The organism is Pseudoalteromonas sp. 3D05 (assembly GCF_002723455.1).
GTDB lineage: Bacteria > Pseudomonadota > Gammaproteobacteria > Enterobacterales > Alteromonadaceae > Pseudoalteromonas.
The window spans coordinates 338924-360323 of record NZ_PDUS01000002.1 but is presented as its reverse complement, the minus strand read 5'-3'; the positions used below and the strand labels follow the sequence as shown (position 1 = coordinate 360323).

Genomic DNA, 21400 nt, shown 5'->3' with positions numbered 1-21400 from the left:
ACTACTTATATTCAGGATTAATCGCGATACTTTGCTGGTTAGGCAAGGTAATGTTTTCTTTTAGCTTCCAACTTGCATCTGTTGGTTCAATAAATACGGTATAAGTCCCTTCACTATAAGGCTCAACTATCGCAGTAAATTCACCATTAGCATTAGGTGTTAAATGAACATTAAAATCATGCTCTCCAATAGTACGGTGGTAAAAAGAGACTTTTAAAGAGTGAATATTACTGGTGTCGCCTTTAGTGAACTTAAAGCTGATTTTGTCATGTTCAGCAGTTAGGTTACCGTGTAAGTAAAGCGCTTTAGCTTTGTCAAACTTGCTTAGCTCTAAATTAATTGCTTTCCCTTTTTTATAGTAATCGTCAACAACCATGTCAGGTCCATTTCCGATAGCAGTGATAAACAACGATATACAACCAATAATGGCAACAAGAGGGAAAAAAATTAAAAACCAAGGCCAGAAATTTTTATACCAAGGAGTAGGGCTCATAAATACACTTCATTAGTTTGTGATGGGGACATTTTATAGGATTTGTTTTAAAAAGACTAAAAAAAAGCCTCCGAATGGAGGCTTTTTTGATCTCAATTAATGTATTGAAATAAAAGATGAAAGTTACAACATTTTATTAACGTTGTGATTATTTATCTTGCGATAAACTATAAACATACGCTGTTAATAAGTGTACTTTTTCTTCACCTAAAATATCTTTCCATGCTGGCATAACACCTGCGCGGCCATTAAGCAGTGTTTCTTCAACAGCACGTTGAGAACCACCGTACAACCAAATATTGTCGGTTAAGTTAGGTGCACCAAACGGCAGGTTATGAGCAACAGACCCTTTACCATCAGCACCGTGACACGCCGCACACATTGCAAACTTGGCAGCACCCGCTTCAGCATCTTTTTGATTAACTGTACGACCAGATAAACTTAAAACGTGAGCGGTCATTTCTTTAACGCCTTGTTCACCCAAAGCTGCACCCCATGGTGGCATTGCTGCAACGCGACCATATAGAAGTGTTTCTTTGATTTTGTCAGGCGTGCCGCCGTATAACCAATCGTTATCAGTTAGGTTAGGGAAGCCCATACCACCACGTGCATCTGAGCCGTGACATTGTGAACAGTTTTGTGCGTATAAACGCTGACCAATTTCTAGGGCTTTTTCGTCTGCGACAAGAGTTTCTATATCTTGTTTTGCAAAGCCTTCAAAGATAGGACCAAAACGCTCATCAGCTGCTTTATACTCTTGGTCAAGTTTTACATACTCACCATTAGCATGTGCTTCTTCAATTGCCTTTTTAGACTCAGCTAAAGAAGTAACACCTTGGTTCGAACTTGTCCATTTAGCTAAGCCTTCCCAGTTACCTAAACCTGGGTATGCTGCTAAATAATAGACTGACCATGCAAATGTTGCGAAAAACATGTAAGTCCACCACTTAGGTAGTGGATTGTTTAGTTCTTCAATGCCATCAAATTCATGCCCACAGCTTTCACCTTCTTTAACACCAGCGTAGTTTGTTAAGTTCCACACTAATAAGCCAAAGATGATAAGTAAGCATGCTAGGGTTAATACAATAACCCAAATACTCCAAAAGCTAGTCATTTCTCAGACCCCTTTTCCTCGTTAGAGAGTGTTTTGTTGTGTTTGCTCTCATCTTCAAAAATAGCATTTGCAGCGTCTTTAAAGCGCGTTTTGCTACGTTTGCTGTATGCCCACACAACAATCACAATAAACAATACTAAAATTACCAGAGTTAATATGCCTCTGTATGTTCCGTAATCCATAATCAATTACTTCAAATGCGTGCCAAGCTGTTGCAGGTAGGCGATAAGGGCTTGCATTTCTGTCGCACCTTTACCGTCATTCATTGCATCAACTTTAGCAATATCAGCGATTAGTTCTTCATCACTACCGTAACCTAAACCAGGGTGAGCTGGGTTTTGTGGGTTGATAGCGAATGTATCACGGAAAATCTTTAGCTTTTTCAGAGTCAGGCTAGTATCAACGTGATTCTCAGCTAACCAAGGGTATCCTGGCATATTTGATTCAGGTACTACATCACGAGGATTAACTAAGTGAGCATAGTGCCAATCATCTGAATAACGTTTACCTACACGAGCTAGGTCTGGACCAGTACGTTTAGAACCCCATTGGAATGGGTGATCCCATACTGATTCACCTGCAACAGAATAGTGACCATAACGCTCAACTTCGTCACGGAATGGGCGAATCATTTGCGAGTGACAGTTGTAACAACCTTCACGAACGTAAATATCACGGCCTTCCATTTCAAGTGCGTTTAGTGGACGTAACCCATCAACAGGTTTCGTTGTATCGTCTTGGAACATTAGCGGAGTGATCTCAACCAATGCACCAAAACTGATAGCAAAAACAGTCAAGATAGCCATCAGGCCAATATTCTTTTCAACTATTTCATGTTTGTTTTGTGAATTATTATTGCTCATCATCTCGCTCCGTTATGCTAACTGTGCTTGCGCGTCTAATTTCAACGAATCATTTTTCGCTGTAATTGTACGGTAAACGTTATAAGCCATAACCAACATACCCGCTACGATGAATACACCGCCTAGGAAGCGCATAACATAGAAAGGATAAGATGCTTGTAGTGACTGAACAAAGCTGTACATCAATGTACCGTCAGAGTTAACTGCGCGCCACATTAGACCTTGCATTACACCTGAAATCCACATTGCTACGATGTAAAGTACAACACCCACGGTATGTAACCAGAAATGCGTATTTACAAGTTTCACACTGTACATACGACCTTGTGAGAACAATGCAGGAATAAGGTGATAAATAGCACCAATTGAAATCATAGCAACCCAACCGAGTGCACCAGAGTGAACGTGACCTACAGTCCAATCAGTGTAGTGAGATAATGCATTTACAGATTTAATTGCCATCATCGGTCCTTCAAAGGTAGACATACCGTAGAAAGAAAGTGAAACAACTAAGAAACGAAGTACAGGGTCAGTTCTAAGCTTATGCCATGCACCAGACAGGGTCATGATACCGTTGATCATACCACCCCAAGAAGGCACGAATAAGATAATAGACATCACCATACCTAAACTTTGCGTCCAATCTGGAAGTGCAGTGTAGTGTAAGTGGTGAGGACCAGCCCAAATATATAAAGAAACAAGCGCCCAAAAGTGAACAACTGATAAACGGTAAGAATAAACCGGACGACCCGCTTGTTTTGGTACAAAGTAATACATCATACCAAGGAAACCAGCAGTCAATAAGAAGCCTACAGCGTTGTGACCGTACCACCATTGAACCATTGCATCTACAGCGCCTGCATAGATTGAATATGATTTAGTGAGTGATACTGGAACAGCCATACTGTTTACGATGTGCAATACTGCAACAGTAATAATGAAGCCGGCATAGAACCAGTTTGCAACATAGATATGTGATACTTTACGCTTCGCGATAGTTCCCATAAATACGACAGCGTAGGTTACCCATACAACCGCAATTAATATGTCGATTGGCCATTCAAGCTCTGCATATTCTTTAGAGCTAGTAATACCTAAAGGTAATGTGATAGCTGCAAGGACAATAACTAATTGCCAACCCCAAAAGGTAAAGGCGGCTAATTTGTCTGAAAGAAGGCGCGTTTGACAAGTACGTTGCACAACATAGTAAGATGTTGCGAAAAGTGCACTGGTACCAAATGCGAAAATAACTGCGTTCGTATGTAACGGACGAAGTCGAGAGTATGTTAACCATGGTGTATCAAAGTTAAGTGCTGGCCAAGCTAATTGGGCAGCAATCAGAACCCCAATACCCATGCCAACGATGCCCCAAATCACTGTCATAATAGCGAATTGGCGTACAACTTTATAGTTGTACTCAGTTTGTGATGCTACTGTTTGGCTCATTTTCTGGCTTCCGCTGCAATATATGCGTTTAGAAATGAATTACCCACTTTAAAAAAGTGGGGCCTACTATTACTCCACAAGTGTGTTACCTAAAACCTTCAATGCGTTGACTGCTTCAGAAAACAAACTCGAGAAACCCTTATTTTTGCGGGGGAAATGATAAAATTTTTGGCCTAAAAAAGATAGGTCAATTGCATAAAATTATGACATCAATCAATTTTTATCATGTTGTTGATTATTTTTTGACATACTTTTTAATCTTATGAGGGTAATTACCCTTCAGTTGTTGTCTTTTACCGATGTGCTTATTAGTATCTCTTGTCTATACAATAGGAGTTACGATGCAATTTAAAAAAAGATCACTGCTTTTAATTTCAGTTATTAGCCTGACTGCATGCAAGCCTCAAGAGACAAGTATAGAAGAGCAGGCAACAGTCGCAAGTTGCCTTTCAAATGAACCATGCACTTATGATCAACAAATAAAAGTGTGGTTATCAGAGTCGACAGTCTCGCCAGAAACGCCTTTTGATATAAACTTATCATTACCTGAAGGCTTGCAAGTTAAACGTGCCAAGCTTGAAGGTGTGACTATGTATATGGGATATATCCCTGTTTTTTTCGAATCAGTAGCAGGTAAATTTCGTGCCACTACTATGGTAGGCGTTTGTTCTGAAAAAAATATGGAATGGAAACTATCCATAGAGTTAAAAGATCAGCAAGGTAATAACTCCCAAATTTCTTATAATTTCATCGTCAAACAGTAGGGTCCGGCTAGGAGCGCTTTACTCTTTGTTGCCTACATGGATGGTGGTAAGGGGTGTGAGCAAGATGCGGTAGCTTTGCTCGATTTTAACTTAGCCCACTAGATTACAAATCTCGCGCCGCGATTAAATCGCGCCTAGTTTGAACGAATTTTAATCCGCAAAAGTTAACAGACCCTAATCATTTATTGTTCCACCTCTTTATTTTCTGCGTACATTATTTAATTTAGCTATAAATTTAGTCTATTTTTAACCACTTACTCAATTGCGATGCTTATTTACTCACTGATTCTGCATAATTATGGTTAGTAATTAACAGTGAGTTTTACGGTTTCTATAAAACTGTGTGATCAAGATGTGAATTTTTCTAATTCAGGTATTTATAACCATTGATTACATTCGATTACAAACTCTGCTCATTTGATTTCATTCGTTTTTTTACTGTGGTTTGAATTTCATATCTAATTGAAATTAAGTTGTTTTATCGTGTTAACAATGAAACATCAATTAACTTATGTACCCTTTAAAGGTCGGTGAAAATCAAGGTGTGTAAATGCTGCTCCTGCATTCAGTTTTCGTTCAGTTAACTCAGCCTAAGTTGCCCCCCGCTGACTCGTCATTCTAACAATATCGAGCGGTATTACCTGATAAGGGTACTTTTTCCAACAAGTAGGGTTTAACATGAAAAAATCAATTCTTGGTTTAGCTGTTGTTTCAGCAATTCCTATGTTCTCAACAAGTGTTATTGCTGCAGACGAAGCAGCTCAGTCAATTGAAAAAATCCAAGTAACGGGTTCTCGCATTAAGCGTTCTGATATGGAAAACGCTAGCCCAGTTACACTTATTGGCGCTGATGATATCAAAGCAATGGGCGCTACGAGCATCGACAGCGTGCTTCAAAAAATGACTGCCACTGGCGGTGCGATGACTAACCCTGGCGTTAATAATGGTTCAGGTGGTAATGCACGAATCGACCTTCGTGGTCTTGGTGCTAACCGTACATTAGTACTTGTAAATGGTCGCCGTATGATTGCATCAGGTACAGGTGCAGCATCAACTGTTGACTTGAATACAATCCCAGTTTCAATGATTAAATCGGTTGAAGTATTAAAAGATGGCGCGTCTGCTGTTTATGGTACTGATGCTGTTGCAGGTGTTGTGAACATCATCTTAAAAGATGATTTCGAAGGCTTGGACATGAATGTGAACTCTGCAATCACTGGTGAAGGTGATGCAACAGAAACGTCATTTGATTTCACAGTAGGTACTAGCTTCGACAAAGGTAATATCGTTGTTGGTATGCAATATACTGATCGTGGTGAAGCGTCTCAAGCTGACCGTGATTTCTCTAAGTGCCCAATTGCTGAAGGTGCGAACGGTTTAAACTGTAATGGCGGCTCTGTGTATTCAGAGGGTGGCCACATTTGGCAAGACAGTACAACAAAAGCGCTTGACGATGATGGTAAAGAAGTTAGCGTTGGTTTAGCACAAGGTGATAATGGTTTAAGTGGTTTAGGCGGCTTACACCCATTTACAGATGCTGACCGTTTTAACTTTGCACCTTCAAGCTACCTATATACGCCGATGGAGCGTTTAAACCTAACGGGTTTAGCTACATACGAAATCAGCGATGAAACGCGCGTGTTTACTGAATTTACTTATACTAAACGTTGGTCGCAACAGCAAATGGCGCCACAACCAGTATGGTTCGGCTTTAAGTATGACAAGTCAATGGGCGATTCATTACTTGATCAAACTTACACAAGTAAAGTTGATGCAGACGGTGATGGTTATGCTGATAAAGATGCCGATGGTAAATACCTAACGCAAACTGCAAATTATAAATACGGCGATGATATTTTCTATGGCCGTCGCATGTCAGACACTGGCGCGCGTTATTTCGAACAATCAGTTGATACTGTTCGTGCTGTAATCGGTGCTGATGGTTATGCTGGCGATTATTTCTGGGATGTGTCTGCAAACTTTGGCCGTAACGATTCTGTCGACAAGTTAAGCAACCTTCACAATATGGGTGCTATTGGTGATAGCATCATGTACACAAACGATGAAAATGATGTAGTAGGAACATTTAATCCACTTGATCAAGCTGCATGGACAAGCGAAGACTTCCGTCGCAATGTTTACACCGAAGTTAACAATGGCGGCAGCCAGCTATTTATTTTAGCAGCGTCAGTATCGGGCGAAATGTTTGAACTACCTGCGGGCTATGCAGCATTTGCAGCAGGTATTGAGCGCCGTCAAGAAAAAGCGTGGTTTACGCCGGATTCATTGACAGCACAAGGTCTTGCAAATGACCCTATGGTTGAGCCAACAGCGGGTGGCTTTGATGTAAATGAAGCATATGTAGAGTTTGCTTTACCATTATTAGCTGATGCACCACTTGCACAAAACGTTGAATTAAGCGCTGCAATTCGTGCCTTTGATTACAGCACTTTTGGTTCAGACGAAACGTGGAAATTAGGCCTTACTTGGAAAGTAAACGACGAGTTAATGTTACGTAGTGTTGTTTCAACAGCATTCCGTGCACCAACAGTATCTGAGTTATATTCTGGTAATTCACCTTCTTTCGAACAAGTAGAGTTCCCAGGTGCACAGGACCAAGCAGAAGTGACAGTAGGTGGTAATAACCAATTAACGCCAGAAGAAGCTGATACTTTAACTGCTGGTATCGTATACGAACCGCAGTGGTTTGAAGGCTTCAGCATGACGCTTGATTACTACGATATCGAAATCGAAAATGCGATTGCAACCGTTGATAATCAATACATTGTTGATCAGTGTTTAGTTGCCGCAAGTAATAAAGAGTCTGCACTATGTAAATCAAGTAATGTAAAACTTGATTCTACAGGTCGTATTACTTTTAATAATCAATTACAAAATATTGGTTCAGAGAAAACTTCAGGTGTTGATTTAAACCTTAGCTACTCATTTGAAGCTGCAGGTCTTAACTGGAAGGCTGGTTTAGACACAACGTATCTTGACGAATATGTAGTTGAAGTAACTGGCGACCCAGTTGATTACGCAGGTGTTATCACATCTGGTTCAGGTGGTTATGCTGAGTTTAAATCTAACCTAACAATTAATGTTGCTGGTGATAACTGGGATGCTCAGTATCAAGCGCGTTACATTGCAGGTATGGACAGCTACTCATGTATTGGTAAAGAAGATTCGTGCTACGCACCGACTACACCAACTGTGATTTATCATGATGTGAGTGGATCATACTTAGTTAATGATACAGTTTCATTAACAGCGGGTATTAACAACTTGTTTGATAAGCAACCGCCTTACTACACAGGTAATAACGATTCTAACACTGACCCGTACACATACGATGTACTTGGTCGTCGTTTCTTTGCTGGCGTGAATGTTAAATTCTAATCAGTAAAACCGTTTGACTCTTAAAAGGCCCAGTTTACTGGGTCTTTTTTATTGAACTAAATAAAATGTGACAGTAAACTAATATATATAAATAATTCATTAGGAGAACTGATTGTTAAAACAGGATGAAAATTTATCCTTTATTATAGAACCCGAGCTAAGCCCGCGCTCAGAACAACGTATTGACTTGTATTTTTCTATTCCCAACGAAATGGGTATCAACCCGCAAACCCTCAGCGAAGAAGCGTATTTCAACAACCATTTTAAGTCTCATTTAGCTTATAACGCTAAAAATATTCACCTGCCTTTAGTACGAAGCCGCTTTGTGAGTAAAAATAAAGGTGAGCAACAAGATTACCGTCAAAACCTCAACCTTTATTGCTATCAAGTTAGGCTTGCGATAGATACCGATGTGAAAGATGCACTTAAAATAACAGACAAAGATGCTTTTTATATTCGCGCTACTGAATTAGCTGAGCAGAGTAAAGGGCTATTAAAAAAACTGCGCCGTTATACACCCGATAATGAAAAACTGGTGTCATTTTATACCAATGCAGATAATTATTTGAGCTGGCAAATTGAACAATCATTTTTAAAGTTACTCGACGAAGGTCCTAGAAGTAGTGATCATGCTAAAGAGCGCAGTGACTTATTGAACTTTTGCAAAGCAGAGCAAGCATACAGGCAAGAACATCAATATAACTCTGAATCTACCTTACAAGACGCCAACAGAATCACAAACAAGATGCGTTTATTGCAGCGACTTATTGAACACGGGGTTGTACTTAATCGTCATACACGACATTTAAATAGCTATTTAAAGCGACTTGTAAAAGGCTCTGTTACTGCCGTGATCATGGCGTTCGTGATGGTTGTAGTTTTAAATGCGCGAAGTAACTTTACTGAAATAACAGCGACATTAGTGATTATTCTTGGCGCGATCTACGGTATGCGTGAAATTTTCAAAGAGGATATAACGCGTGTGATCTGGCGAACCATTGTAAAAGGCCGGCCAAAGTGGCGCTTTCAGTTTAGAAACAGTGTCACAAAAGATAAAATTGCTACGCAGTATATATGGCTTGAATATACGCGGTTTAAACGTATTCCACAGGGTGTTCGTAATATCTTTTCAAAACGTAGGCAACAAAATAGATTGGCCGCGCAGTGGTTTCATTTTGCTAGTGAGACGCGTGTTGGTGCAAAAGAGTTTTTGCCAGGCTACGATACGTTGCAGCAAACACTGCGTTTTAGCCTTGCACCATTTACGCGTTATTTGAAAAAAGGCGAAGGAAAGCTTTATCATTTAGATAGTAGTAAAATTTCAAAACAAAGTGTTGAACGCCGTTACCAGTTAAATGTTGTTGTGGTGTATCAAAGCCAAGAACAAACTACACATCAACGCTATAAAATAACCTTGAATCGCAGTAAAATCGTAAATATAGAACTCATTTCAAGTAAAAAAGAATAACGTTCAATTATGAAAATATATGGTAGAAATCAAACTACCATATATTTTTATTCAGCTTTAATAAACCAGTGCTGATTCGGGTTATTTTTCTAAGCCTGTTTTGCTATATAACGATACCTTGTCAGAGACTAACGTGATTTCAATATTTTTTGTTTCATCTCCCCAAACACAATTCGTGTGAAGTGTTTTTTCTACGCAGTTATCTGCACTTCCTAAAATAGCTTCAACTTGTGTCTTGTCCATGCCGATAGAGATCTTTTCGTAGTTCTCAAGGCTCACTTTTGAGCAAGCTGCTAGCGATAAAGTTGCTGCAATGATTAGTATTTTTTTCATGGTAACGTTCCTTCTAATGTTTAAATTTTCTTATTTGTACAATCATACCCATTTTCGGGTGGTCAAAATAATGAACTTCACCACTGATCACGCGTTTGAACTGTGCAAAACGTGCGCTTTGAAGCTCGCCATTTTCTAGCTTTTCACTAAAATCAAATTCAGTATTAATATACAGATAGTGGCGTAAGTAAATATTGAAAAACCCTTCTAATTGCCACTTTTCTGGTGTGTCTTGCGCTACGGGCATAAGTGACTGAGATGAAGGGTTAATAGCGCTGATAAAGCTATCATTAAAACGAGTGTCAGCAGCTATTGGTTTTGTTTGAAGGTGTTTGCCACCATACAGTTTAATGCTTTGTGAACGAGATTTCCTTACACCTTTAAACCGCCACCCTGTGTGTAAAATAGGTTTAAGCCCCTTACGAACAAGTTCGCGCTGTTGATCTACAAACTGTAATTGCTCAGGGCTGAGCAGGTAAGTATTCAGCATATCATCTTTTGTCTCTGCATTAGGGGTCAAAGGCAAAGTGTCGTAACTGTTAACGTAATCAATCGTATCATCACATAAATTAGAGCGTCTGGCCCCAATAACAGAGTCAGTTAATGATGTGGAGTTAAAGCGCGTATCGCCATCAATACATTCTGTTTTAGCTTGCGCAACGTACCAAGGTGTCAGTAAGTCAACGGGGTTTTTTGCCTTGATAGGCTGTTTTTTTAAGCTAAAGTCTTCTTGTAGAAATGGGGCAGGCCGCTGCTCAAAAATCAGCACCTCCACTTCAAACCATCGCTCTGCGAACGCTGTGCTGCTAAATATACAACATAAAATTAATAATGATTTTTTAAACAACATTAATGGCTAACCTTTTTAGAGAAATCTGCAATCATTGCAGTGACCATTTTTAAGCGTTCACGGGCATTTGCCTCGCTGATCGCAAAGCGCAGTTTATTTGCGCCATCCATTTTGTACACATGGGGTGCACTTTGTATCAAACCAATTATGAAGCTTGGGTTAACCTTTGTATCTTGGGTAAACTCAAAGTAACCACCTTTGGGGTTGGCTTCAATCTTTTTAATACCTAATTCACTGGCTTTTTGTTTAAGTTGCTGCAAGCTAAATAGGTTTTTAGTGGCATCAGGTAGTAAACCAAAGCGGTCAATTAACTCGACTTGAAGCTCATCCATGTCATCTACAGTAGCACAGCTTGCAATACGTTTGTAAATACCTAAGCGGGCGTTTACATCATGAATATAATCATCAGGTAATAATGCGGCGAGTTTTAAATCGACCTCGCTTTGCTGTTGTAATAAGTTATCAAGCGTCGGCTCTTTACCTTCGCGCAGAGATTGCACGGCTTGCTCAAGCATTTCCATGTATAAATTAAAGCCAATGGTTTGCATTTGTCCGGATTGATCATCACCGAGTAATTCACCCGCACCACGTATTTCTAAATCGTGAGTCGCTAATGCAAATCCAGCACCTAAATCCTCAAGCGATTCAATAGCCTCTAAGCGTTTAACGGCATCTTTTGAAAGCGACTTAGGGTGACCAGTTAATAAATATGCGTACGCTTGATGATGGCTACGACCCACACGACCACGCAGCTGATGAAGCTGGGCAAGGCCTAACTTATCTGCTCGGTCCATGATGATGGTATTGGCAGTTGGTATATCAATACCGGTCTCGATGATGGTGGTACAGACTAATACGTTGTATTTTTGATGGTAAAACTCACTCATTAACTGTTCGAGTTCACGCTCGCGCATTTGACCGTGGGCTGATGCAACGCTCGCTTCAGGCACCCACTCACTGATCTCTTGAGCCACGCGGTCAATGGTTTCTACATTATTGTGCAAAAAGTAGACTTGGCCACCACGTTTTATTTCACGTAGTACAGCTTCGCGAATAAGTTCTGCATCGCGCTGACGAACAAAGGTTTTTACTGCAAGGCGTTTAGCTGGTGGAGTGGCGATAATTGATAAGTCACGCATGCCACTCATTGCCATATTTAATGTTCGTGGAATTGGCGTTGCGGTAAGCGTTAAAATATCGACATCGGCGCGTAATGATTTTATCTTTTCTTTTTGACGAACCCCAAAACGGTGTTCTTCATCAACAATAAGTAGGCCTAAATCTCTAAAATTAATATCTTGTTGTATTAATTTGTGCGTACCAATGACAATATCGAGTTTACCTTCAGCCATCTTTTCAAGTGTGTCTTTTTGCTCTTTAGGCGAATTGAAGCGTGAAAGCACACCGACTTCAATAGGGAAATCAGCAAAACGATCTTTGAAGTTTTCAAAGTGTTGTTGGGCAAGTAGGGTAGTGGGCACTAATACAGCCACTTGTTTATTGTCGTTTACGGCAATGAACGCGGCGCGCATAGCGACTTCTGTTTTACCAAAGCCCACATCACCACACACCAGTCTATCCATGGCGTGTTTGCTTTGCATATCACCAAGCACGGCTTCAATGGCATTGCGTTGATCGTCGGTTTCTTCGAATGGAAAACCATCACTAAACGCGCGGTATGCACTGCCATCGAGAGCAAACGCGTTGCCTGGTTTTGCTTGGCGCTGAGCATAAATATCAAGCAGCTCTGCAGCGACATCACGAACTTTTTCAGCGGCACGTTTTTTTGCTTTCTCCCAAGCATCTGAGCCTAGTTTATGCAGCGGCGCTGTGGCTTCTTCGCCACCAGAATAACGGCTTAACATGTGTAGGGCAGATACCGGCACATAAAGCTTCGCTTCACCTGCATAGGTGATGGTTACAAACTCAGTGACGAGTCCCGCAGCATCAATAGTTTGTAGCCCTTGGTAACGGCCAACACCGTGATCTAAATGCACGATAGGTTGGCCTACTTTAAGCTCAGCTAAGTTTCGGATCAGCGCATCTTGGCTTGCTTCGTATTTATGCTTTCGGCGACGGCGCTGGGATACTTTAATTCCCAGTAATTCTTGTTCGGTGATAATACTAAGCGCGGGCTTTGCACTTAATAGTACACTTTGCTCAAGCGGACTAACAATTAAACCGACATCGCTCTTGCTAGCAGTAAAGTCATCAAACGAATCAAACTCTTTGAGTTTTAAGCCACTGGGTTTTAGTAATGCAAGCAAAGACTCACGTCGCCCGTCAGACTCTACCGAGATCAGTACACGGCCTTTTTGTTTTTTTTGTGCCGCTATATATTCAATAAATGCTTGATACGGTTCATGTTGTTTATGATCAATTCGAACGGCTGGCAGTTCGCCTATTGCTAAATTTTTATTCCCTGCTTTGGTGGGTAATTTAGCTTGGCTTAAGCGTATACGGGCAAAGTTACCTAAGTTTGAAAACAGCTCATTGAGCGGTTGATAAAGCTCAGTTGGTTCGAGAAGGGGTCTAAGCGGGTCGACTCGGCGGTTTTCATAGCGAACATTAACATCATGCCAAAATTGATCGGCAGCATGCTCTAAATCACCATATTGCATGACCGTTGTGGTATCAGGTAGGTATTCAAATATGGTTGCAAGCTGCTCAAAAAACAGCGGCATATAATACTCAATACCCGCAGGCCAGTTTCCTTTAGTGACTTGCATATACACAGAGTCTTGCTCTGCGCTGGCGCCAAACTTTTCGCGGTAGTTTATTCTAAAGCGTTCAATGTCACTTTCATTGGTTGGAAACTCATGGGCAGGGAGTAACTCTATTTTATCTACTTTCTCGTCAGAACGTTGAGTTTCAACATCAAACAGGCGAATAGAGTCGAGCTCGTCGTCAAAAAAATCTAACCTAAATGGATGTGGGCTACCCATAGGGTATAAGTCAACAATTGAGCCTCGAATAGCGTATTCACCATGCTCCATAACTTGCTGAACATGTAAATAACCCGCTTGCTCTAGGTTATTACGCAAACTATGGGTATCTAATGTATCGCCTACTTTAAAGTTAAGTGTAGAGCCATAAATAAACGAGGCCGGGGCCGTGCGTAGCATCAACGTAGATACAGGTACAATTAATACGCTTTGTTGCTCTTTTTTTAGTGTATTTAGGGTCGCTAATCGTGACGAAATTATATCTTGGTGTGGCGAAAAGTGATCATATGGCAGGGTTTCCCAATCAGGAAATACCATCACCGGGTGATTAGGTAATAAATAATCAAGTTCTGTCTCTAAGCGCAGCGCACTGGGTGTATCAGGAGTGACAATTAGCACTAAGCTGTCTTGTTGTTTCACCCCTTGTGCAATAGCGATACTTAAACCACTACCGGTGAGTTGCCCCCATTGAATTTTATCTTTTTGAGATTTTACCCAAGGCAAGGCTGCCCATTGCGCAAACGCCATTTATTACTCCTTAAATGCGCCTCAACTGAGGCGCTAATTTATTCTAATCGCGGTAAATTTTAGTGAGGTCTTGATAGTGATCAATTCGGCGATCACGTAAATAAGGCCATATACGTCTTACGTTCTCTGAACGTTTTTGATCAAGTTCCACCACTAAAATTTGCTCGTCAGTATTATTTGCTTCGCTGAGCATTTCACCTTGAGGGCCTGCTATAAATGAATTGCCCCAAAATTGAATACCGTCACTTTGCTCGCTTGGGTCAGTTTCATGGCCTACGCGGTTTGCACTTATAACGGGCACGCCATTTGCGACAGCGTGAGCACGTTGCGAAATAACCCATGCATCTTTTTGTCGTGTTTTTTCGTCGTTATCGTCACGTGGGTCCCAACCAATCGCGGTTGGGTAAATTAGTAACTCAGCACCCGCCATCGCCATCAAGCGGGCAGCTTCTGGGAACCATTGATCCCAGCACACTAATACGCCTAACTTACCTACTGAGGTTTGAATAGGTTCAAAGCCTAAATCGCCTGGGGTAAAGTAAAACTTTTCATAAAACCCCGGGTCATCAGGGATGTGCATTTTGCGATATTTACCTGCAATCGAGCCGTCTTTTTCCAGCACAATTGCGGTATTGTGATAAAGACCTGTGGCGCGTTTTTCAAATAATGAAGCCACTATGACGATGTTTAGCTCATTTGCTAATTTACCCAATGCGTCACTACTTGGCCCCGGGATAGTTTCAGCTAAATCAAAAACATCAACGTCTTCGGTTTGGCAAAAGTAGAGGCTGCGGTGAAGCTCTTGAAGTACCACAAGTTGAGCACCTTGGTTGGCAGCGTTACGTATAGCTGCAATTGATTTTGCCATGTTTTGCTCGGCGTTATCAGTATTGCTTTGCTGCACTAAGGCAACCGTTAATTTATTTGACGACGTCATTATGGTGCTCCAACTAAAAATCCGCGAGGTAACTGCATGGTAATGCAATGTAAGCTGCCAAACTGATGAATAATAGGCAAACAATTTACCCCAATAATTGAGTGCTCAGGGTAGGCACGCTGAATTTGTGCAAGTGCTTTAGTATCGTTTTCATCATTGTAAGTGGGTACTAATACGGCATCATTGATAATTAAATAGTTTGCGTAGGTTGCTGGCAGCCTATCGCCATCGTTGTTATACACCGCTTTTGGCCAAGGTAAATCAATCAAGGTATAAGGGTGACCTGATGGCGTTTGAAAATCTTTCAACTGTATTTGCATCTTATCAAGCGCGTCAAAATGCTCATCTGTTGTGTCATCACACTTTACATAAACTAGGGTATTGTTAGGTGCAAAGCGTACAAGGGTATCAATATGGCTGTCAGTATCATCACCGGCTAAATAACCATGGTCAACCCATAAAAACGAACTTGCCCCTAATTGCAGCTGCAATTGTGTTTCAATCTGTGGTTTTGTCAGGGTTGGGTTACGGTTTGGATTAAGTAAACACTCGCGGGTGGTAAGCAGTACACCATGCTCGTTTATTTCAACGCCGCCGCCTTCTAATACTAAATCAATTTTTTGGTATTGATTTGCAGGAGCAGCAAGCTGGTTAACAAGTACTTTGTTAATTTGATTATCAAGGGTGCTTTCAAACTTGTTACCCCAGCCATTGAAGGTGTAATCAAGAATAGCTAATTGGCTTGCATCCTGTGTGTTTGCACAGGTCAATGGGCCATGGTCGCGTGCCCAAGTGTCATTACAAGGGGTGAGCACAAAGTGCACCCGAGCAATATCAATCTCATTACTGGTTAATAGTTGGCTTATATGTGTTTGCAATGCATTGTTATGTGCAACTATAACAACCTGTTGTCGCTTGCATATATGTTTGCAAAGGGATATGTAAACAGGCTCTACAGCGCTTAAATTATCACGCCAATCAGTATCTTGGTGAGGCCAAGTAAGCATCACAGCATCTTGCTCAGCCCATTCGGGTAAAAGTCTAAAGTTCATGAAGTTAATAAACAAATTAAGGTGCGTCTAGTTTAGCATTTCAAGCACAGATGTCAGCTTTTATAAGTGATTAGTCAGGCTTGTTTTCGTGTTCATTACTTGGTTTGTCTGATTGCAGTTGTTGTCGTTTTTTCAGCTGTCTAGTTTGAGCGTGTAAACTAGCTCTTACGACAAGTTCTTGGTCTGAATCACGAATTGCTATAAAAAGCAGCGTATACTGGTAATGTTCATCATCTAGCTTATCAATAGCAACCACTTCAGTGTAACAATAAACCGCAGAGGCTTCGTGTTGCAAAAATAGTTTTGTTCTAAACGCTTGGCCTAATGAATAGACTTGGCTTGATGTTAACTTTACACCACCTCCACCGTAACTATCACAGTAAAGGGCATTATCTTCAGGTTGCTCTGAAGCTAAAATATGGCTCATGATCAAGTCTATTTTACGTGACTGAGCTTGCAAAAATACGGCGAGTTCTTGTGCTATATCGCCTAAATTACGTAAAGGTCTTAAAGAGCTTTGCTCAAGTTCACTCACTTCGTTAGCAAGTTTGAATAACGGGGGAATATCAGCTTCTAGCTGAGCAGGGCTTTGTGGCACATTGTGTTTTTCAATGGCAAAAAGATTGACTCTATTACTCTCAGCAATTTGAAAGTACTGCTCAAACTCAGTTAACTTTTCATTATTCATCATTAGACTCCACAGCGCGCATTTACTAATAGTAGCGCTGCCACGCGAAAATTACTAGTGATGAAATTTTAATAAAAAAGGGCAAACCTATGTTTGCCCTTAATTTTTTATATTCTAGAGGTTATAAATTACCCTCTATCGTATCCACATTTTCACGTTTGTGATGCTCAGAAATTTCATTTGCTAATTCATTACGAGAGCGTTTTTCACTGAGTTTACGTTCGGTAAGCCAATAGAAAAACAAGGGCACAAAGAATACGGCTAAGAATGTTGCAGCCATCATGCCACCCATAACACCGGTGCCAACGCTGTGACGCGCACCTGCACCTGCACCCGAACTTAGCACTAACGGCACAACGCCTAATATGAATGCCAGCGAAGTCATAATGATGGGTCTGAATCTTAATCGGGCTGCCTCAAGTGCGGCAGCGCTTGCGCTCCAGCCTTGCTGATGTTTCATTAAGGCATATTCAACGATCAATATGGCATTTTTACTCGCAAGACCAAGTAAAGTAACTAAACCGATTTGGAAATAGACATCGTTTGTCATACCTACTAACCAAATAGACACAAGTGCACCAAAGGTACCAAATGGTAGCGCCAGCATTACAGATAAAGGTAATGACCAGCGTTCATAAAGCGCTGCAAGAATCAAAAATACCATAATCACGGCGAGCCCAAGTGCGAGGCCGGTTGTGCCTGAGCTGCGCTTTTCTTGATATGCCGAACCAGTCCAGTCGTATGTCATGTCTGGCGGAAGCACAGCTTTTGCAATACGCTCAACTTCGGCAATCGCTTGCCCAGAGCTGTAGCCTGGAGCTGCATTACCCAGTAACTTAACCGCAGAAAGGTTGTTATAACGGTTTAAGCTTTCAGGGCCGCGGCTAAATTCTATATTAGTAAACGCAGACATGGGGACCATAGTACCTTGGCTGTTTTTTACATAAATGCGGCCGATGTCGTCAGGTTTCATTCTAAATTCAGCTTCAGCAGACATAAGTACTTGCCATGCTCGTCCAAATTTATTGAAGTCATTAACGTAGTAGGTGCCTAATGTACCGGCAAGGGCTGTGAAAGCATCGTCAATTTCAATGCCCATGGCACGGGCTTGTTCACGGTCAACATCTACTTTTAGTTGTGGCGCATTAGGGCGCCAAAGTGTCTGTAAACCACTTAGAATAGGGCTCTTCTGTGCTTCAGCCATCATTAATCCCATGGCTTGTTGCAGTTTTTCGGGACCACCAGCGCCTTTGTTTTGAATATAAAACTCAAAACCACCGGTGTTTCCTAAGCCAAAAATAGCAGGAGGGTTAAAAGCCAGTACTAATGCTTCATTAATATGAGCTGTTTTCATAAATAACTCATTCACTAAGCTTTTCGTATCTATTTCACGCTCATCCCAGTGCTTTTGCGTTACAAACAAGGTTGCAGCGCTATTTTTATATCCACCACCAATAAAATCAAAACCAGTAAAAGCCACCACATTTTCATTAGCAGGATTGGACTGCACAGCTGCAATAACTTGCTCTACAACTTCCTCTGTGCGTTCTAGAGAAGAACCATCAGGTAAGAAAATAGCCGAAATATAATAACCTTGGTCCTCATCTGGGACGAGTGAACTTGGCGTATTTTTCCATAAGCCAATGGTGATAGATACCATGCCTATCATAAGCACAAGTCCAAGCGCGCCGCGACGAACCATAAAGCCAACAGTGCCAACATACTTACTGGTTATTTGAGTAAAGACTCGGTTAAACCATAAAAAGAAGCGAGCTGTTTGTTTATGTTCTTGTTTTAAAATAAGCACACAAAGAGCAGGGGTCATTGTTAGTGCTACAACACCAGATAAACTCACCGCAATTGAAATGGTGATTGCAAACTGACGGAACAGCTCACCTGTTAGGCCACCTAAAAATGCAATGGGAACAAATACTGAGCAAAGCACCAATACAATGGCAACAACAGGGCCTGATACTTCCTTCATCGCTTTAATGGCTGCTTCATGTGCGCTTACATGCTCTTCATGCATGATACGTTCGACGTTTTCGAGCACAACTATCGCATCATCCACAACAATACCAATAGATAACACCATACCAAACAGTGTCAACGAGTTAATTGAGTAGCCCAGCATGTACATGCCAGCAAACGTGCCTAGTAAAGATACGGGCACCGCCAAGGTAGGGATAAGCGTTGCGCGCCAATTTTGTAAAAATAAATACACCACTAAAAATACAAGTATCATGGCCTCAATGAGTGTGATGACAACTTCGCGAATAGAAACTTCAACAAAGCGAGTGGTATCGTATGAATTTAAGTGTGCCAGTCCGGTTGGGAATTGTTGCTTAATTTCAGCAAGTACACCGTTTACTTCGGCGGCTACATCCAATGCATTTGCACCAGGTTGTAAAAATATGCCCAGTAGCACAGCCTCTTTACCATTGATTGTGCCACTAAAATTATAATCTTTAGAGCCAAGTTCGATGCGAGCTATGTCTTTTAAACGCAAACTACTGCCATCTATGTTTGAGCGAATAATAATTTCTTCAAACTGTTCAGGCTCTGATAAACGACCTTGTGCTGTTACGCTGTAAACAAGCTCTTGTGCGGACTGAGAGGTTGGTGTAGCGCCAATCTTACCTGCTGCATACTGAGAGTTTTGGCTACGAATTGCAGCAGCGACTTCTTCAACTGTTACACCTAATTGGCTCATCACATCTGGACGCAGCCAGATACGCATGGCGTAATCCTTAGCACCAAATATTTGTACGCTGGTGGTGCCAGGAATACGTTTGATTCGATCAAGTATATTTAATGTAACGTAATTAGACGTCCATAAGCTATCACGGCTGCCGTCGGGTGAATAAAAAGCATGAACTTGCAGAAAGCTTGAGGAGCCTTTTTGCACAACAACACCTTGGCGACGAGTTTCTTCAGGTAAACGTGCTTCAACCTGCTTTACTCGGTTATTCACATTGACTGCGGCTTGATCGATATCAGTCCCTATTTCAAATGTGATCTCAATGGTTGTGGCACCCGAGCTGGTTGAAGTAGATGCCATATACATCATGCCTTCAACACCAGTAATTGCATTTTCAATCGGTGCAGCCACAGTTTGTTCAAGTACCTCAGCTGAAGCGCCAGGGTAAGCAGCTGTAACTTGTACAACTGGAGGCGCTATTTCAGGATATTGGGCAATAGGTAAACTGCGCATTGCCGCAAGGCCCGCTAAAACGATAACGATAGATATAACAAACGCAAAAATGGGTCTGTCTATAAAATAACGAGAAAACATACGACTCCCTGTACTTATTCAGCGTTATCGCTGTGAGATGTGTTATTAACTGCAACGGGCATGCCTGGGAAGAAAATTTTCGCCATGCCGTCAATGATTACTTCGTCACCTTCATTAAGTCCTGATTTTATTAACCAAAAGTTTTTGTTGTTTTGGCTTTCAGGTTTTTGGATCCACTCACCCACTTCAACGGGAGCAGGGCGAGCAACCGTGTTGCCTTGCTCATTTTTGGCTGCAAGGTAGACAAACTTACCGGTTCCATTATCAAGTACGGCTCGTTGTGGAATGACAAAAGCATTTTTGCGCACAGCGCCTTGTAACGTAACCCGAACAAATTGACCCGGACGTAATTTAAAATCAGGGTTGGGTATGATGGCTTGCAATTCGCTCGTGCCAGTATTTGGGTTTATGCGTACATCAGAGAAGTTCACTTCACCAGTTTGTTCATAACGCGAGCCATCTTGTAATGTTATGCTGGTTTGCCAGTGACCATCTTTAGGCAATGTAAGGGAGCCTTTTTCAACATCTTGGCGCATTTTTAATTGTTCGCGTTCAGAGATGCCAAAACGTAACCGAATGGGATCAAGTTGAGTAATTTGAGTTAATAGCAAATCGGGTCCTGCAACATATGTCCCCTCTGAGACAAATTCTCGTCCCATAATGCCTGCAACTGGGGCTTTTACTTGGGCGTATTCGAGGTTCAATTTCGCTTCTTTTAAAGCTACTTTAGCTGCAGCTAGGTTAGTTTTAGCAATATCTTGTGCAGAACTTGCGTTATCAAAGTCACGTTGTGATACTGATTTGTCAGCACGAAGTTTACCTAGGCGCTTAACATCTCGCTGTGCTTGAATAAGCGAAGCATTAGCACCATCAAACGCAGCTTGAGCACTTTCTACCGCTAATTGATAAGGTTCTAAGTTAATGGTAAACAAAGATTGATCTTTTTTTACGGTTTGCCCTTCGTCAAAATTACGTGACTCTAAGATCCCCGTTACACGGGCCCTTACTTCAACTTCTTTCGACCCAGAAAGTGTGGCAGGTAGTTCTATTGTAAAAGGGGCATCTTCAGTTGTTGCCTTAATTGTTGATACAGCAGCCGAAGGCATAGCTTCTTGTTGCTGTGTATTCGGGGCTTCACTACACCCTTGAATTAAGAATGAAGCAGTAGTGATTAAAAATAATGACAACTTCGATGGTACGAAAGACTGACGCATGGTTACTCCAC

Annotated in this window: 16 protein-coding genes; 3 read left to right on the top strand and 13 right to left on the bottom strand. The window is 41.4% G+C overall.

Annotation, left to right across the window (positions count from 1 at the left end):
- Window position 1: 1 nt before the first annotated feature.
- The 5 genes from CSC79_RS03940 to ccoN all read right to left on the bottom strand — a co-directional run bounded on the left by CSC79_RS03940 (window position 2) and on the right by ccoN (window position 3916).
- Window positions 2-493, bottom strand: a complete 492-nt coding sequence (locus CSC79_RS03940; protein ID WP_099294268.1) for a FixH family protein — start codon at window positions 491-493, stop codon at window positions 2-4.
- A gap of 148 nt (window positions 494-641) precedes the next feature.
- Window positions 642-1607, bottom strand: coding sequence for a cytochrome-c oxidase, cbb3-type subunit III (ccoP, locus tag CSC79_RS03935; RefSeq protein ID WP_099294266.1), 966 nt, complete (start codon window positions 1605-1607; stop codon window positions 642-644).
- Complete coding sequence (locus CSC79_RS03930; RefSeq protein WP_087534511.1) at window positions 1604-1789, bottom strand: cbb3-type cytochrome c oxidase subunit 3; 186 nt, start codon at window positions 1787-1789, stop codon at window positions 1604-1606. Before CSC79_RS03930 ends, ccoP begins: the two co-directional genes overlap by 4 nt.
- Before the next feature lie 6 nt (window positions 1790-1795).
- Window positions 1796-2470, bottom strand: coding sequence for a cytochrome-c oxidase, cbb3-type subunit II (gene ccoO / locus CSC79_RS03925; RefSeq protein ID WP_099294264.1), 675 nt, complete (start codon window positions 2468-2470; stop codon window positions 1796-1798).
- Between the two features lie 12 nt (window positions 2471-2482).
- A complete protein-coding gene (ccoN, locus tag CSC79_RS03920) occupies window positions 2483-3916 on the bottom strand; it encodes a cytochrome-c oxidase, cbb3-type subunit I (RefSeq protein ID WP_099294262.1) in 1434 nt (477 codons plus the stop codon).
- A gap of 341 nt (window positions 3917-4257) precedes the next feature.
- Between ccoN and CSC79_RS03915 the strand changes: the two genes are divergently transcribed.
- The 3 genes from CSC79_RS03915 (at window position 4258) to CSC79_RS03905 (ending at window position 9547) form a co-directional block, all read left to right on the top strand.
- Window positions 4258-4680 carry a hypothetical protein gene (locus tag CSC79_RS03915; protein ID WP_099294260.1) on the top strand — a complete coding sequence of 141 codons (423 nt, stop codon included), beginning with the start codon at window positions 4258-4260 and terminating at the stop codon, window positions 4678-4680.
- A 678-nt stretch (window positions 4681-5358) separates the two neighbouring features.
- A complete protein-coding gene (locus tag CSC79_RS03910; protein ID WP_099294258.1) occupies window positions 5359-8079 on the top strand; it encodes a TonB-dependent receptor in 2721 nt (906 codons plus the stop codon).
- A gap of 112 nt (window positions 8080-8191) precedes the next feature.
- Entirely contained in the window at window positions 8192-9547 is a 1356-nt protein-coding gene (locus CSC79_RS03905) for a hypothetical protein (protein ID WP_099294256.1), read from the top strand.
- An 81-nt stretch (window positions 9548-9628) separates the two neighbouring features.
- On the opposite strand, the gene CSC79_RS03900 is transcribed toward CSC79_RS03905, so the two are convergent.
- From CSC79_RS03900 to CSC79_RS03865, 8 genes are all read right to left on the bottom strand, one after another.
- Window positions 9629-9880, bottom strand: a complete 252-nt coding sequence (locus CSC79_RS03900) for a DUF3862 domain-containing protein (protein WP_099294254.1) — start codon at window positions 9878-9880, stop codon at window positions 9629-9631.
- Window positions 9881-9893: 13 nt separating this feature from the next.
- Window positions 9894-10730 carry a peptidoglycan binding protein CsiV gene (locus CSC79_RS03895; protein ID WP_099294240.1) on the bottom strand — a complete coding sequence of 279 codons (837 nt, stop codon included), beginning with the start codon at window positions 10728-10730 and terminating at the stop codon, window positions 9894-9896.
- Window positions 10730-14203, bottom strand: a complete 3474-nt coding sequence (gene mfd / locus CSC79_RS03890; protein ID WP_099294238.1) for a transcription-repair coupling factor — start codon at window positions 14201-14203, stop codon at window positions 10730-10732. The genes CSC79_RS03895 and mfd overlap by 1 nt, the downstream gene beginning before the upstream one ends.
- A 43-nt stretch (window positions 14204-14246) precedes the next feature.
- Window positions 14247-15140, bottom strand: a complete 894-nt coding sequence (locus CSC79_RS03885) for a carbon-nitrogen hydrolase (RefSeq protein WP_099294236.1) — start codon at window positions 15138-15140, stop codon at window positions 14247-14249.
- Window positions 15140-16192, bottom strand: coding sequence for an agmatine deiminase family protein (locus CSC79_RS03880; RefSeq protein ID WP_099294234.1), 1053 nt, complete (start codon window positions 16190-16192; stop codon window positions 15140-15142). Before CSC79_RS03880 ends, CSC79_RS03885 begins: the two co-directional genes overlap by 1 nt.
- Window positions 16193-16262: 70 nt before the next feature.
- Complete coding sequence (locus tag CSC79_RS03875; protein WP_099294232.1) at window positions 16263-16880, bottom strand: PilZ domain-containing protein; 618 nt, start codon at window positions 16878-16880, stop codon at window positions 16263-16265.
- A gap of 121 nt (window positions 16881-17001) precedes the next feature.
- A complete protein-coding gene (locus tag CSC79_RS03870) occupies window positions 17002-20175 on the bottom strand; it encodes a multidrug efflux RND transporter permease subunit (protein WP_099294230.1) in 3174 nt (1057 codons plus the stop codon).
- A gap of 14 nt (window positions 20176-20189) precedes the next feature.
- Window positions 20190-21389: an efflux RND transporter periplasmic adaptor subunit gene (locus tag CSC79_RS03865; protein ID WP_099294228.1), complete on the bottom strand. Its 1200-nt coding sequence runs from the start codon at window positions 21387-21389 to the stop codon at window positions 20190-20192.
- Between the last annotated feature and the right edge of the window lie 11 nt (window positions 21390-21400).

Excerpts from the sequence above, each read along its gene's own strand:
- CSC79_RS03865 (WP_099294228.1), bottom strand. The coding sequence starts at position 21,389 with ATGCGTCAGTCTTTCGTACCATCGAAGTTGTCATTATTTTTAATCACT.
- CSC79_RS03880 (WP_099294234.1), bottom strand. The coding sequence starts at position 16,192 with ATGAACTTTAGACTTTTACCCGAATGGGCTGAGCAAGATGCTGTGATG.
- CSC79_RS03915 (WP_099294260.1), top strand. The coding sequence starts at position 4,258 with ATGCAATTTAAAAAAAGATCACTGCTTTTAATTTCAGTTATTAGCCTG.
- CSC79_RS03900 (WP_099294254.1), bottom strand. The coding sequence starts at position 9,880 with ATGAAAAAAATACTAATCATTGCAGCAACTTTATCGCTAGCAGCTTGC.
- CSC79_RS03930 (WP_087534511.1), bottom strand. The coding sequence starts at position 1,789 with ATGGATTACGGAACATACAGAGGCATATTAACTCTGGTAATTTTAGTA.
- ccoO (WP_099294264.1), bottom strand. The coding sequence starts at position 2,470 with ATGAGCAATAATAATTCACAAAACAAACATGAAATAGTTGAAAAGAAT.
- ccoP (WP_099294266.1), bottom strand. The coding sequence starts at position 1,607 with ATGACTAGCTTTTGGAGTATTTGGGTTATTGTATTAACCCTAGCATGC.
- CSC79_RS03875 (WP_099294232.1), bottom strand. The coding sequence starts at position 16,880 with ATGAATAATGAAAAGTTAACTGAGTTTGAGCAGTACTTTCAAATTGCT.
- mfd (WP_099294238.1), bottom strand. The coding sequence starts at position 14,203 with ATGGCGTTTGCGCAATGGGCAGCCTTGCCTTGGGTAAAATCTCAAAAA.
- CSC79_RS03870 (WP_099294230.1), bottom strand. The coding sequence starts at position 20,175 with ATGTTTTCTCGTTATTTTATAGACAGACCCATTTTTGCGTTTGTTATA.
- CSC79_RS03910 (WP_099294258.1), top strand. The coding sequence starts at position 5,359 with ATGAAAAAATCAATTCTTGGTTTAGCTGTTGTTTCAGCAATTCCTATG.
- CSC79_RS03940 (WP_099294268.1), bottom strand. The coding sequence starts at position 493 with ATGAGCCCTACTCCTTGGTATAAAAATTTCTGGCCTTGGTTTTTAATT.
- CSC79_RS03885 (WP_099294236.1), bottom strand. The coding sequence starts at position 15,140 with ATGACGTCGTCAAATAAATTAACGGTTGCCTTAGTGCAGCAAAGCAAT.
- ccoN (WP_099294262.1), bottom strand. The coding sequence starts at position 3,916 with ATGAGCCAAACAGTAGCATCACAAACTGAGTACAACTATAAAGTTGTA.
- CSC79_RS03895 (WP_099294240.1), bottom strand. The coding sequence starts at position 10,730 with ATGTTGTTTAAAAAATCATTATTAATTTTATGTTGTATATTTAGCAGC.